Consider the following 13675-nt stretch of genomic DNA (forward strand, 5'->3'; position numbering starts at 1 on the left):
GGTACAGTGGGGCGCATGCCCGTGACACTCCTCGGTGCGGCCGAGATCCGCGCGCTGGCCGCCGAACTCGACGTGACGCCGACCAAGAAACTCGGGCAGAACTTCGTCGTCGACGCCAACACCGTCCGAAAGATCGTGCATGTCGCCGAGGTCGAGCCGGGCGATCGGGTGGTCGAGGTGGGGCCGGGTCTCGGGTCGCTCACCCTCGCGATCCTCGAGGCCGGCGCATCCGTCACCGCCGTCGAGATCGACCACCGCCTGGCCGAGCGGCTGCCCGCCACCGCGGCGAGGCACGGCGTCGCCGACGGCGCGCTCACGGTCGTGGACGCCGATGCGCTGCGGGTGACGGAGTTGCCCGGTGACCCCACGGTTCTCGTCGCCAACCTTCCCTACAACGTGAGCGTGCCGGTGCTGCTGCACTTCCTCGAGCACTTCCCGGCGCTCGACCGCGGCGTCGTCATGGTGCAGGCCGAGGTGGGGGAGCGGCTCGCCGCCCCTCCCGGGTCGAAGGTCTACGGGGCGCCCAGCGTCAAGGCCGCGTGGTACGGGCCGTGGCGGCTCGCGGGCACGGTGTCGCGCCAGGTCTTCTGGCCCGTCCCGAACGTCGACAGCGTCCTCGTCGGCTTCCATCGCGCGACCGAGCCGCGGGGTGACGAGGAGTTGCGCAGACGGACCTTCGCGATCGTGGATGCCGCGTTCCAGCAGCGGCGCAAGATGCTCCGGCAGGCGACGGCCGGCGTGCTCGGCGGATCGGCGGCCGCAGCATCCGTGTTGCTGGAGAGCGCGGGTGTCGCGCCGACCGCACGCGGCGAGGACCTCTCGATCGACGACTACGTGCGCATCGCGCGTGCCGCCGGGAGCACAGCGGACAGCTGAAATTCAGCGGATCTTCACCGTGCCGTCGGGGAATGCACGAAACATGCCGGTAACATTCCATCGTCCGTCGTCCGGATCCACAGGCACCTCGCCTTCCGGCGGACCGGAGTGACCCGACATGCGCACCGCCGAATACCCGGCCCCCGAACGCATCCTGCTGCATCTCAGCGACACGCACCTGCGTGCGCCCTCGACCCCGCGCCTCTTCGACGTCGTCGACGGCGCCAACCGGCTCGCCGAGACCGTCGGCGTGATCGAGTCCAGCGGCCTCCGTCCTGACGCGATCGTCGTCACCGGAGACCTCGCGGACCTCGGCGAACCCGGCGCGTACGCGGCGCTGCGGGCGCTGGTCGAGCCGTTCGCGGAGCGCATCGGCGCGCGCGTGCTGTGGGTGATGGGCAATCACGACGAGCGCGGGGCCTTCCGCGTGGGCCTCTATGGCGAGGCATCCGACGATCGACCCGTGGATCGGGTCGACGAGCTCGACGGCCTCCGCGTGATCACGCTCGACACCAGCGTGCCCGGCCACCACCACGGCGAGCTGAGCGACGAGCAGCTCATGTGGCTCGCCGGCGTGCTGGCCACGCCGGCACCCCTCGGCACGATCCTCGCGATGCACCACCCGCCCGTGCCCAGCGTGCTGCCGCTCGCGGCGAGCGTCGAGCTGCACGACCAGCGCCGGCTCGCGGGGGTGCTGCGCGGCACCGACGTGCGGGCCATCATCGCCGGCCACCTCCACTATTCGACCTTCGCGACGTTCGCGGGCATTCCGGTGTCGGTGGCGTCATCGACCTGCTACGCCCAGGACCTCACGGTTCCCGTCGGCGGCACGCGTCCTCAGGACGGCGCGCAGGCGTTCAACATCGTGCACGTGTACGACGACACGGTCGTGCACTCTGTCGTCCCGGTCGACGCGCCTCGCGCACTCGAGCACATCGACGCCGAGGAGGCGCAGCGACGGCTCGGCGCGGCCGGCGTCGCGCCGTTCACCGCCGGGCGGAAGGATGCGCCGACCGCGCCGATTCCCGTGCTGCACTGAGCTCGTCGCGCTCCCACGGAGCCCTCACCGGGAACATGCGCTCGAGCGCGCTGCGGATCGCCCGCACGCGGACCTCTTCGGGGACCTCGATCTCGCCGCCGTCGTTGAGGCAGAACATGTCGACGTCGCAGCGCTCCTCGAGCCGTTCCATCCGCCGCAGTCCCGCGGCCACCGTCGTCTGGACGTAGCGCACCCGCGGGGCGCGGGTGGCGACAGCCCGCCCGGTGAGCAGCGCGTAGTAGTGATACAGGCTGTTGGTCACCGAGATGTCGGTCGCCGAGCGGAACCGGGATGCCGCGGTCCTCGCGAAATCGTCGGGGAACGTCTGCTCGAGCTCGGCCATGACGCTGCGCCGCAGCGGGGCCGCGCAGTGCTCGAGGTCGCGCACGATCGTGCGTCCGAACCGATCCCTCAGCAGCGCGCGGTTCACGCGGAGGCCGTTGTCGTGGCCGCTCCGGTGCAGGGCGGGGTCGCCGCCGCCGATGCGCACCTCGCACTCGACGAACTTCGTGACCCCGGCCGGGGTGAAGAACATCTCGGGCTCGACGGCGCGCCCGAAGAACATGTCGTCGTTCGAGTAGAGGAAGTGCTCCGCAAGCCCCGGGATGCGATGCAGCTGCGCCTCGACGGCGTGCGAGTTGTGGGTGGGCAGTACGGACGGATCAGCGAAGAACTCCTCGCTGCGCACGATCGTCACCTTCGGGTGGTCGAGCAGCCACGCCGGAGCGGGAGAGTCGGTGGCGATGAAGATGCGCCGGATCCACGGCGCGTACATGTGGACGCTGCGCAGTGCGTAGCGGAGTTCGTCGACGTGACGGTACCGCGCCGGGCCGTCGTCGCCTTCGCCCACGACGTACTCGGAGAGCTGCGCCGCGCGCTGGCGCCGGAACTCGCTGGACGACCCGTCCACCCACGAGAAGACGATGTCGACGTCCTCCGTGACCTCGAGGGGCTGCGGGTCGAACATCCCCCTGATCGTGTGCCACGTGCGCCCGTGGCGCTCGACCACGTCGTAGCCGACGTCCTCTGTCGCCGTGCGACGCCGCAGGACGGCGTTGTCGCGAGGAGCCTCGATCACGTCGTCGCCGAAGCGCCAGAACTCCAGGTGCACGCCCAGCGACGGGCCGTAGCGGAGCGAGCCCGAGCGGCTGAGACGCGGGCGGTACACCCGCACCGCCGTGGGAGCGTCGGGAACGTCCGCGGCGTCGCTCGCCAGCATCGGCGCGAGGCCCTTGGCCTTGACGTACAGCGGCTCGCGCGTGCACACGGCTGCCAGCGCCGCCTGCACCGCTTCACGGTGGCGCACGTCGACGACGAGCGCAGGCACCGTGTGATCGTGCCGGACGAGAAGGAACTCGACGGCCGCGTCTTCGAGTGCGTCGGCGACCAGGAGCAGGTCGGTCTCGCGCGCGTCGTGGGGCGAGACGTCGTCGTGGAGCAGGTGGAGAATGCCCCGCTCGAGCACCACGTCGGCGCGCGCGACGAGCACGCTCCACGGGTCGGTGGCCGGGGGCAGCACAGACAGCAGGGTCATGCCGTCCTCCTTCTCGCTCGATGGGTGCGGGGCGCGCTCGCACTGCGCGGTGTCGCCACCCTAGGGAGCGTCCGTTACGACGACGTTTCGGACCTAGACCCTTGACACGGGGGTCGCCGGTGTGCCCTGTCGCGCCTCCTGCGCGCATGGGCCGACCTCGCTAGCCTGGACCGGTGACCGAAGACGCGCGCTACCTGTCCCGTGGAGGAGACCTCCACCGCCCCTACACCGCAGCCGCCGACCGCTACAACGGCACGGACTACCGCCGGGTCGGCGCCTCCGGGCTCACGCTGCCGCCCGTCTCGCTCGGGCTCTGGTGGAACTTCGGCGACAACATCCCGTTCGACAACCAGCGGGCGCTGCTGCGCCACGCGTTCGACCGCGGGATCACCCACTTCGACCTGGCGAACAACTACGGCCCGCCGTACGGCACCGCCGAGACGAACTTCGGCCGCATGATGCGGGAGGACTTCGCGCCCTACCGCGACGAGCTCATCATCTCGTCCAAAGCCGGCTACGACATGTGGCACGGGCCCTACGGCAACGGCGGCCCGCGCAAGTATCTGATCTCGAGCGCCGAGCAGTCGCTGAGGCGCATGAGCGTCGACTACGTCGACATCTTCTATTCGCACCGCGTCGACCCCGACGTCCCGATCGAAGAGACCGTGGGTGCTCTCGACACGCTGGTGCGGCAGGGCAAGGCCCTCTACGTCGGCATCTCGTCCTACAGCGCCGAGCGCACGGCGGTGGCGGCATCCGTCGCCCGCTCGCTCGGCACCCCGCTCGTGATCCACCAGCCGGCCTACTCGATCCTGAACCGCTGGGTGGAGGACGGCCTCACGCGAGTGCTCACGCAGGAGGGCATGGGGGCCATCGCATTCACCCCGCTGGCGCAGGGGCTGCTCACCGACAAGTACCTCGGCGACGGCTCGGCCGAGCGCGCGCAGCAGCGTGGATCGCTGCCGAACGGCTCGCTGAGCGAGAAGGGGCTGTCGACCTTGCGGTCGCTCGACGTCATCGCGAAGGAGCGCGGGCAGAGCCTCGCGCAGATGTCCATCCAGTGGGTGCTGCGCGACCCGGTGGTTGCGTCCGCGCTCATCGGCGCGTCGCGTCCGGCGCAGCTCGACGAGAACCTCAAGGCGCTCGACGGGCCGGCCTTCACGATGGAGGAGGAGGAGCGCATCGACGCGCTGTCGGACGGCATCGACGTGGACCTCTGGGCGGAATCGGCGAACCGGTGAGCCAGGCTCTGGCCGCCGACGGCGTCCGCGTGCGGGCGCCCGGCAAGCTCAACCTCTTCTTCGAGGTCGGCGGCGTGCAGGACGACGGCTACCACGAGGTCGCGTCGGCGTACCAGGCCGTGTCGCTGTACGAGGACGTCTGGGCGTCGCCCTCCGACGAGTTCACGGTGTCCATCTCGGGCACCGTCGACGTGACGGGCGTTCCCGCTGACGACCGCAACCTCGCCGTACGCGCCGCGCGGCTCGTCGCGCAGCGCATCGGCTACGCGGGCGGCGTGCACCTCGACATCGTGAAGCACGTGCCCGTCGCGGGTGGCATGGGCGGAGGATCAGCGGATGCTGCGGCCGCCCTCGTCGCCTGCGACGCGCTGTGGGGGGCCGAGCTGGGAACCGCCGAGCTGCACAAGCTCGCCGCGCGCCTGGGCGCCGACGTGCCCTTCGCACTGATGGGCGGGACAGCCGTCGGCACCGGACGCGGAGATCAGCTGAGCCCGGCGCTCGCGAAGGGCCGCTTCGACTGGGTCGTCGTGCCGTCGGACGCGGGCCTGTCGACCCCGGAGGTCTACACCCACCTCGACGAGCTGCGCGCACGGCCCGACATCGTCTCGGGTGCGCGCGTGCCGGCGGTCGCGCCCGGCGTGCTGCATGCGCTGCGGGCAGCAGACCCGATCGCGCTTGCCGAGCACACGCGCAACGACCTGCAGGTCGCGGCGCTCTCGCTGCGTCCCGAGCTGCGCGAGGTGCTCGAGCTCGGTGAGGAGTCCGGCGCCCTGGCGGGGATGGTGTCGGGGTCGGGCCCTACACTGGCGTTCCTCACCGTCGACCCTGAGTCGGCGCTCGAGCTGCAGATCACGCTGTCGGCCGCGGGCTACGAAGCGCTCCACGTGCACGGACCCGTTGCCGGCGCGCGCGTGGTGACCTGAAGCGGCCAGCGTCGGCCGCATACGAACCTGAGCCCTCACGGGCGTGGACAGGAGGATCCATGAGCACGCGCGAAACGACCTACGGTCGCCTCGGCGAGACCGAGCGCGCCGCTTTCCGCGCCGGACCCGTCGACGAGGAGTCGGCGGGCCGGCTCGCGGCGAACGGACTGGACTACCGGCGCATCGCCGTCGACAGCGACGAGTACGTCGGCTGGCTGCAATCCGTCTCGCGGGGCTTCCAGGACGGTGAGCGCACAGCCGAGCAGATCGCGGCGTCGCGCGAGCGCAGCGGCTACCGGCGGCTCACCGGCGTCTTCGATCCGGCGTCGCCGATGGATGCGCCCGTGGCGACGATCGCATCGTGGCTCGGCGAGCTCGCGGTGCCCGGTGAGGCGATGATCCCCTCGTGCGCGATCTCCGCGGTCACGGTCGCCCCGACCCACCGGCGCAAGGGCGTCGCGCGCGCGATGCTCGAGGGGGAGCTGCGAGCGGCCCAGGCGGCCGGCATCCCGATGGCGATGCTCACGGTGAGCGAGTCGCCTCTGTACGGGCGCTACGGGTTCGCGCCTGCCGCGGCCGGCACCTCGTGGCGGATCGAGACGAAGCGGGCCGGCTGGATCGGCCCGCAGCCCACCGGGCGGATCGACTTCATCAGCCGCGAGCGGGTGCGCGAGCTGATGCCGGCTCTGCACGAGCGGGTGCGGCACCGTCGCCCGGGCGAGATCGAAGTGCCGGGCAGCCACTGGGACGGGTTCGCCGGCACCAACCCGGCGGCCGAGAAGACCGCGGAGAAGCGCGCGGTGCAGTACTCCGACGCTGCCGGCGACGTGCGCGGGGTCGCGGTGTACGCGGTCCGCGAGAACCACGACGACTTCACCAAGGCGACCGTCTCGGTCCACTACCTGCTGGCCGAGACCGACGACGCGTACGCCGCGCTGTGGCGGTTCCTGCTCGAGCTCGACCTCGTGGCCGAGGTGCACGCGGGCGAGCTGTCGGTCGACGAGCCGCTGCTGTGGATGATCGCCGACCAGCGCGCGGCCAAGGTCAGCGTGCGCGACCACCAGTACGTGCGGATCATCGACGTCGTCGCCGCGCTCGAGACCCGCCGTTACGGCAGCCCGGGCACGCTGGTGCTCGACGTCTCCGACCCGCTCGGCATCGCCGCCGGCCGCTACCTGCTCCAGGCCGACGGGCGCGGCGCCGCGCGCGTGCGGAGTATCGGCGAGGGCGAATCGGTCGACGCGGCGACGGTGATGCTCGGCGTCGCCGAATTGTCGGCCACGTACCTCGGCGGCGTGTCGCTCGCGACGCTTGCCGCAGCAGGACGCGTGACGGTGACGGATGCCTCGGCCGAGGCATCCGTCGACGCGCTCGCCATGGCGACCCGCGTTCTCGGCTGGCACACGGCGCCGCGCCTGAGCATCTGGTATTGAGCGCGTCGGCGCTCGAGGGGCGGAACCGGGCGAAACACGGCGATCGAGTGCTTTAGGCTAGCCTTACCTGTCTGTTCTCGAGGGGTTTCCCATGCCTTCACGCCTCCCGTCTTCCGCGCGCCTGCGCCACTTCCTCGTCGTGCCGGTGATGCTCGCGGGCCTCGCCCTGGCCGGCTGTGCCGGCGGAGCCGGGGGCGATGACGCTGCCGATCCGGACGCCCTCGTCGTGTACAACGCGCAGCACGAGCAGCTCACCGAGGAGTGGGCCGACGCGTTCACCGCCGAGACCGGCATCGATGTCGTGCTCCGCAACGGCGACGACAGCGAGCTGGCCAATCAGCTCGTCCAGGAGGGGAAGGCCTCCAAGGCCGACGTGTTCCTCACCGAGAACTCGCCGGCGATGTCGCTGGTCGAAGAAGCGGACCTCTTCGCTGCGGTGGACCCGTCCACCCTGGCGCTCGTTCCCGAGCAGTTCCGTCCGGCCTCCGGCCTCTGGACGGGGATCGCGGCCCGCTCGACCGTGCTGGTGTACAACCCGGAGCTGATCTCGGAGAGCGAGCTCCCGGCATCGCTTCTCGACCTCGCCGACGCGCAGTGGAAGGGCAAGTGGGGTGCCGCGCCGGCGAAGGCCGACTTCCAGGCGATCGTGTCGGCCGTGCTCGCGACCCAGGGTGAGGACGGCGCGCGCGACTGGCTGCACGGCATGGCCGAGAACGCTGTCGAGTACCGCAACAACATCGTCACCATGAAGGCGGTCAACGCCGGCGAGGTGCCGATGGGCATCATCTACCACTACTACTGGTTCCGCGATCAGGACGCCGCAGCCGAAGACAGCGCCGGCACGAAGCTGCACTACTTCGGCAACCAGGATCCGGGTGCCTTCGTCAGCATCTCGGGCGGCGGTGTGCTGAAGAACGCGCCCCACGCCGATGAGGCGCAGCAGTTCCTCGCGTTCATCGCGGGGGAGCACGGGCAGAAGATCCTCGGCGAGGGGTACAGCTTCGAGTATCCCGTCGCCTCCGACGTCGCGGCCAAGCCCGAACTGCCCCCGCTCGCCGAGCTCGACGCACCCGTGATCGACCCGTCCACGCTCAACGGGCCCGCGGTCATCGAGCTCATGACGGAAGCCGGACTCCTCTGACCCAGCCCCAGACGCGAACACCCGCGCGCGACACGACCGAGAGGCGTCCGCCCGCCGGGCTCGTCGTCGTCGTCGCGCTGCTGGCTCTCGGCGCACTGATCCCGATCGGCTACGTCGTCCAGGCGGCGTTCGCGATGGGCTGGGAACAGCTGTCGGCCCTCGTCTTCCGGCCGAAGGTGGCCGAGTTGCTCGTCAACACAGTGCTGCTGGTGGCGATCGGCGTGCCCGCGACCGTCGTCCTCGGAGTCGGCGGCGCCTGGCTGGTCGAGCGCACGACGCTCCCGGGCCGCGGGGTCTTCAAGGTCGCCCTCGCCGCCCCGCTGGCGATCCCCGCGTTCGTCGCCAGCTATGGCTGGGCCAGTGCGATCCCGGCCATGAGCGGCCTGTGGGCAGCGGTGCTGGTCGCGACGCTGGCGTACTTCCCGCTGGTGTACCTGCCCGCCCTCGCGGCGATCAGGGGTCTGGATCCTGCGCTCGAGGAATCGGCGCGCTCCCTCGGCATGGGGTCATGGGCGGTGTTCTTCCGCGTCGTCGCGCCGCAGCTGCGGCTGGCGGTGCTCGGCGGGGCCCTCGTGGTCGCTCTTCACCTGTTGGCCGAGTACGGCGCGTTCGCCTTCCTGCGCTTCGACACGTTCACCACGGCCATCGTCGTCGCTTACGAGAGCATGTTCGCCGGCCCCAACGCGGCCGCGCTCGGGCTGGTGCTCGCGCTCCTGTGCCTGATCCTCCTCGGCGCCGAGTCGGCCGCCCGCGGCCGCGCCCGCTACGCCCGTGTGGGCGGCGGTACTCCGCACCCGGCGGAGACCCTGGGGCTCGGCCGGCTGACCGTGCCGGCGCTCGCCGCGATGGTCGCGGTGCTGGCGGGTGCTCTCGTGGTGCCGCTGGCGAGCGTGGTCCGGTGGCTCATGAGAGCGGATGCCGCGGCCTTCGGCGACGTCGGTATCGCGGCGCTCCAGACCCTCGGCCTCGCACTGGCGGGTGCGGTTTGCACGATCGCCGTCGCACTGCCGTTCGCGTGGCTGGCGGTGCGCTACCCGGGACGGCTGTCATGGCTGCTCGAGGGCGCCGCCTATCTGGCCAGCAGCCTCCCGGCGATCATCGTGGCGCTCTCGTTCGTGGCGGTGACCCTCGCATTCGCGCCGTCGCTCTACCAGACGGCGTTCACCGTGGTCGCGGCCTACGTCGTGATCTTCCTGCCGCGGGCGCTCGTGCCGCTGCGCGCCGGACTCTCGCAGGTGCCGGAATCCCTCGAGGAGGCCGCGCGCGCTCTCGCGGTGCCTCCTGCCGCCGCCCGGCTGCGGGTCACCGTGCCGCTGCTGCTCCCGGCGATCGGCGCGGGTGCCGCCCTCGTGGCGCTCGGCGCGGCCAACGAGCTCACCGCGACGCTGCTGCTCGCCCCGACCGGCACGAGCACGGTGGCCACGAGCTTCTGGTCGGCGGCGTCCGCCCTCGACTACCCGACGGCCGCACCTTACGCGGTGCTTCTCGTGCTCCTGTCGGTGCCTGCGGTCGCCCTCATGTTCACCCATGCGACAGGGAGGACCCTCAGATGACGCTTCGGCTGGAGGGAGTGTCGAAGGCGTACGGCGGCACGGAGGTGCTGCGCGACGTGTCGCTGGATGTTCCCCGAGGCACGCGCCTGGCACTCGTCGGCGCCTCGGGAAGCGGCAAGACCACGCTGCTGCGCCTGGTCGCGGGATTCGTCGACCCCGACGCCGGCGTGATCAGCCTGGACGGCCGCGAGCTGTCAGGGCATGGCAGAACGGTGCCCACCCACCGGCGCGGCATCGGCTATGTCGCGCAGGACGGCGCACTGTTCCCGCACCTGTCGGTGGCCCGCAACATCGCCTTCGGGCTCCCGCGCGGACCCGGTCGGGCCGAGCGCGTGCGCGAACTGCTCGAGCTGGCGTCGCTGCACCCGGACCTCGCCGCGCGCATGCCGCACGAGCTGTCCGGCGGTCAGCAGCAGCGGGTGGCCCTGGCGCGCGCGCTCGCCCAGAATCCCGCGGTGATCCTGCTCGACGAGCCGTTCAGCGCGCTCGACACGGGTCTGCGGTCGGCGACACGCGATGCCGTGGTCGACGTCCTGGAGCGCAGCGGCGTCACCGCCGTGCTGGTGACCCACGATCAGCCCGAGGCGCTGTCGTTCGGGCACCAGGTCGGTGTGCTCGTCGGCGGTCGCCTGGTGCAGTCCGGCGATCCGATGGCGGTGTACGACGCGCCCGTCGACGCGAGCGTGGCGCTCTTCCTGGGCGATGCGCTCGTGGTTCCCGCGCGCTCCGATCCGGACGGTGTCGAGTGCGGGTTCGGCCGGCTGACCGTGCGGCACGACCTGTCGGGCGGAGCCGCGCGCGTGCGGGCGATGGTGCGCCCGGAACAGCTGCGCGTGGCCGCGGCGGCGCATGGGGCGGCCGCCACGCTGGCCCCGGTGGCCAACGGCACCGTCGTCGCGGTGCGTCCCGCCGGGTCGACCGCCGACCTGCGTCTTCGCGTCGGCACGGGGGAGTTCGAGGCGGAGCTCATGTACCGCGTGCCGCAGCACCGGGCGGCCGCGTTCGCGCCCGGCACGGCCGTGCGTGTGATCGTCGAGGGCGGTGTCGTGCTCTATGCCGCGGCGGGTGAGACCGCGACGACGGGAAGCGTCGTCACGCGCGGCGCAGCCGCAGGCTGAGCGGCGCCGTCGCGCGGCGCAGCCGCGCCCACCCGGCCGCAGCACCGGCGCCGGCGCTGAGATAGAGCCGGTAGGCGATCACGCCGACGACGAACGACAGCAGCGTGCCGAGCCACGGTGCGCTCTCTTCGAACGGCGGATACACCTGCCAGTGCGTGAGGTAGACGAACAGGGATGCGCCGGCCACCGTCACCACGAGGGGCACCGCGATGCGGGGGAGCGGGATGGCCCTGATCCATACCAGGGCGAGGATCCCTTCTGCCACGATCGCCTCGCGCCACGGATCGCCGAAGAATCCGAAGGTCGCCGCGACCGTGACCGCGGACACGAGGATCCGACGGGCGGTCGTGTCCGCGCGCGCCACGAGCCACCCGAGAGCGACGAGCCACAACACGACAGGGGCGGAGTACCGCTCCACGTACTCGGCGGTGGGCCCGGCGATCGCGAAGCGGGCAGCGAGCGCGACCGCGAGCGTCACCAGAGCGAACCCGAACGGCGCCCGGCGCTCGAGCCGTTCGACGCGGCGCACGGCGAAGAGCGCCGCCGCGCCCGCGAACGACCAGAGCATCGCCTCGAGGAACCAGAACTGCCACTGCTCGTTCCACCGACCGTCGCTGGGGACGAAGTTGTTCACGAGCGCGACGGTCGTCGGCGAGTACTGGCCCGTGACGAGCGCCACCGCGCCGATCCACAGCACCGCCGGCACCGCGAGCTGGGCGGCGCTGCGCCCGAGGCGACGCAGGCGCGCGGTGCCCGCAACGGGCGCCAGCTGGAATCTCGCGAGGTTGTAGCCGGCGACGGCGAGGAGGAGGTGCGCACCGCCCTTCAGGGCAAGGAGATCGGCGTGGGTCGCGACGATGAGGAAGATCGCCACCGCCCGCAGCACGACCGGCGTCTCGAGGCGCGTCCACGAGAGCCGGCGACGACTGGTCCCCGTGACCGATGCCGCCGCAGCACCTGCTGGCGCGGCATCCGGTTCCGCGTTCACGACCGACGGCTGCGGGGGCGAAGCGGATTCGGCGAGCTCGCGCGGAGTGCGCGTCGGCCAGTCCCGGGGGAGCGTGCCGACCATCTCCTCGAGTCGCAGGGACACCTCGACGTAACTCAGGGAATCGCCGCCGAGCCCCGCGAACGTGTCGTCGATGCCCGCGTCGGGCTCACCGAGAAGCATCGCGTACAGGTCGCGCACGGTCTCTGCCGTGACGGCGGCCGGAGCCGTCGGTCGTGGGGCAGCCGTGCTGTGGTCGTGGGCGGCAGCGAAGCGCACCAGCGCGGCATAGTCGCGCTTGCCGCTGGAGGTCCGCGGGAACTCGGACACCGCGTACGCGCCGATCACCCGTGCCGGCACGCCTGTGAGGGCCGCGGCGCGCTCGCGCGCACGGGCGGCCGCGCGCTCGGAGGTCGCGAACAGCAGCAGCCGCTCGTCGGCGCTCGCCGCGCGCACCTCGATCCCCTCCTCGGCGAGGAGGTTCTCGACGCGATCGAGGTCGAGGCGCAGGCCGAACACCTTCACGAAGCGGTTCATGCGGCCGACGATCTCGTACAGCCCATCGGTGCGCAGCCGCGCGACGTCGCCGGTGCGCAGCTCGGTCACGGTGCGCCCCAGGGCGAAGTCCTCGGGTCCGTGCGCGTACCCCATCATGACGTTCGGGCCCTCGTACACGAGCTCGCCGGACTCGGCGCCGTCGACGGTGTCGATGCGGAAGGCGCCGCCGGGGATGGGACGTCCGATGGCGCCGGCGTGCGTCAGCGCCAGGTCGGGCGGGAGGTATGCCATGCGCGCCGTGGCCTCGGTCTGCCCGTACATCACGAAGAGCTCGAAGCCGCGCTCCCGCCCGAGGTGCGCGAACCGTCGCACGGCGTCGGGGGTCATCCGGCCGCCCGCCTGCGTGAGGTAGCGCAGCGACGGCAGGTCGGCACCGTCGAAGCCCCTCGCCTCCAGCAGCTCGAACGTGTACGGGACGCCGGCGAACGAAGTGACGGCGTGGGCGCGGGCCCGCGTCCAGAACTCCTCGTCGGCGACGGAGCGCTCGGTGAGCAGCAGGCTCGCCCCGGTCAGCAGGTGGCTGTTGATCACCGACAGTCCGTAGCAGTACTGCGGCGGCAGTGTGGTCGCGGCTCGATCGCTCGGCGTCAGCCGGAGGTACTCGGCGATCGCCGCCGCGTTGCTGCGGACGTTCTCGACCGACAGACGCACGAGCTTCGGCGAGCCGGTGGAGCCCGATGTGCTCGAGAGGACGGCGAGGTCGGGGTGGAACTCGTGCCGGCTCCCGGGGCGGCGCTCGTCCAGCGTCCAGCCCGAGGGCCCGCCGTGCGCGACGACGTCCGGATCGAATCGTGCGATCAGCGACGTGCGGTGGGCGCGTGAGGCGTCGTCCTCTTCGCCCGACACGAGGAGCACCGGGTGCCCGCCCTCGAGGGCTGCCAGGTAGGTGACGATCGGCTCGACGGTGTTGCCGGCCGCGACCATCACCAGCCGGCGGACGGCGCCGAGCTCGTCGCGGCGTCGTGTCACCCGCTCGGCAAGTTCCGCGTAGTCGATCCGCGTGCCGTCGGCGATCAGCGCCGCGTGGTCGGGGTCCCCTCCGAGGAGGGAGAGGCCGAGGGCGGGCGCAGTGGCGGTCATAGCGGGGTGGCTTTCTCCTGACGCGCCGGTGCGGGGAGAGTCGCCGGCGCAGGTGCAAGGTATGGCTAGCCTAACCTGTGCTGTTCCTCGCGCCCGCAGTGTGACGCCGGTTGCCACCCTCGGTCGCCTAGCCTTGAGGGGACATGGCACTTCAGCCACTTCCGCGAAATCACGCGGGAGGCGGGGACCGT

General features: G+C 71.8%; 10 protein-coding genes. 8 read left to right on the forward strand and 2 right to left on the reverse strand.

Annotated elements, in window-relative coordinates:
- Positions 1 to 15: 15 nt before the first annotated feature.
- The gene (gene rsmA / locus MRBLWH7_RS00530; protein ID WP_341998136.1) at positions 16 to 876 is read left to right on the forward strand and encodes a 16S rRNA (adenine(1518)-N(6)/adenine(1519)-N(6))-dimethyltransferase RsmA; all 861 of its coding nucleotides are present in this window, start codon (positions 16 to 18) and stop codon (positions 874 to 876) included.
- 118 nt (positions 877 to 994) lie between these two features.
- On the forward strand, positions 995 to 1915 hold the full coding sequence (locus tag MRBLWH7_RS00535) for a phosphodiesterase (RefSeq protein ID WP_341998138.1): 921 nt from the start codon (positions 995 to 997) through the stop codon (positions 1913 to 1915).
- Here the strand turns inward: MRBLWH7_RS00535 and MRBLWH7_RS00540 are convergent.
- On the reverse strand, positions 1863 to 3449 hold the full coding sequence (locus tag MRBLWH7_RS00540; RefSeq protein ID WP_341998140.1) for a stealth conserved region 3 domain-containing protein: 1587 nt from the start codon (positions 3447 to 3449) through the stop codon (positions 1863 to 1865). The genes MRBLWH7_RS00535 and MRBLWH7_RS00540 overlap by 53 nt on opposite strands.
- Before the next feature lie 173 nt (positions 3450 to 3622).
- Here MRBLWH7_RS00540 and MRBLWH7_RS00545 point away from each other — a divergent pair, with 173 nt between their 5' ends.
- The 6 genes from MRBLWH7_RS00545 to MRBLWH7_RS00570 all read left to right on the forward strand — a co-directional run bounded on the left by MRBLWH7_RS00545 (position 3623) and on the right by MRBLWH7_RS00570 (position 10858).
- Positions 3623 to 4690 (forward strand): aldo/keto reductase, encoded by a 1068-nt coding sequence (locus MRBLWH7_RS00545; protein ID WP_341998143.1) that lies wholly within the window; start codon positions 3623 to 3625, stop codon positions 4688 to 4690.
- Positions 4687 to 5613, forward strand: a complete 927-nt coding sequence (locus MRBLWH7_RS00550; RefSeq protein ID WP_341998145.1) for a 4-(cytidine 5'-diphospho)-2-C-methyl-D-erythritol kinase — start codon at positions 4687 to 4689, stop codon at positions 5611 to 5613. Before MRBLWH7_RS00545 ends, MRBLWH7_RS00550 begins: the two co-directional genes overlap by 4 nt.
- A gap of 59 nt (positions 5614 to 5672) precedes the next feature.
- Entirely contained in the window at positions 5673 to 7046 is a 1374-nt protein-coding gene (locus MRBLWH7_RS00555; RefSeq protein WP_341998147.1) for a GNAT family N-acetyltransferase, read from the forward strand.
- A 91-nt stretch (positions 7047 to 7137) separates the two neighbouring features.
- A complete protein-coding gene (locus MRBLWH7_RS00560) occupies positions 7138 to 8187 on the forward strand; it encodes an iron ABC transporter substrate-binding protein (protein WP_341998149.1) in 1050 nt (349 codons plus the stop codon).
- Between the two features lie 134 nt (positions 8188 to 8321).
- Positions 8322 to 9740, forward strand: coding sequence for an iron ABC transporter permease (locus MRBLWH7_RS00565; protein ID WP_341998151.1), 1419 nt, complete (start codon positions 8322 to 8324; stop codon positions 9738 to 9740).
- On the forward strand, positions 9737 to 10858 hold the full coding sequence (locus MRBLWH7_RS00570) for an ABC transporter ATP-binding protein (protein ID WP_341998153.1): 1122 nt from the start codon (positions 9737 to 9739) through the stop codon (positions 10856 to 10858). Before MRBLWH7_RS00565 ends, MRBLWH7_RS00570 begins: the two co-directional genes overlap by 4 nt.
- Here MRBLWH7_RS00570 and MRBLWH7_RS00575 read toward each other — a convergent pair.
- On the reverse strand, positions 10833 to 13484 hold the full coding sequence (locus MRBLWH7_RS00575) for an AMP-binding protein (protein ID WP_341998155.1): 2652 nt from the start codon (positions 13482 to 13484) through the stop codon (positions 10833 to 10835). The two genes, MRBLWH7_RS00570 and MRBLWH7_RS00575, sit on opposite strands and share 26 nt — an antisense overlap.
- Between the last annotated feature and the right edge of the window lie 191 nt (positions 13485 to 13675).

This window comes from Microbacterium sp. LWH7-1.2, from assembly GCF_038397755.1.
GTDB lineage: Bacteria > Actinomycetota > Actinomycetes > Actinomycetales > Microbacteriaceae > Microbacterium.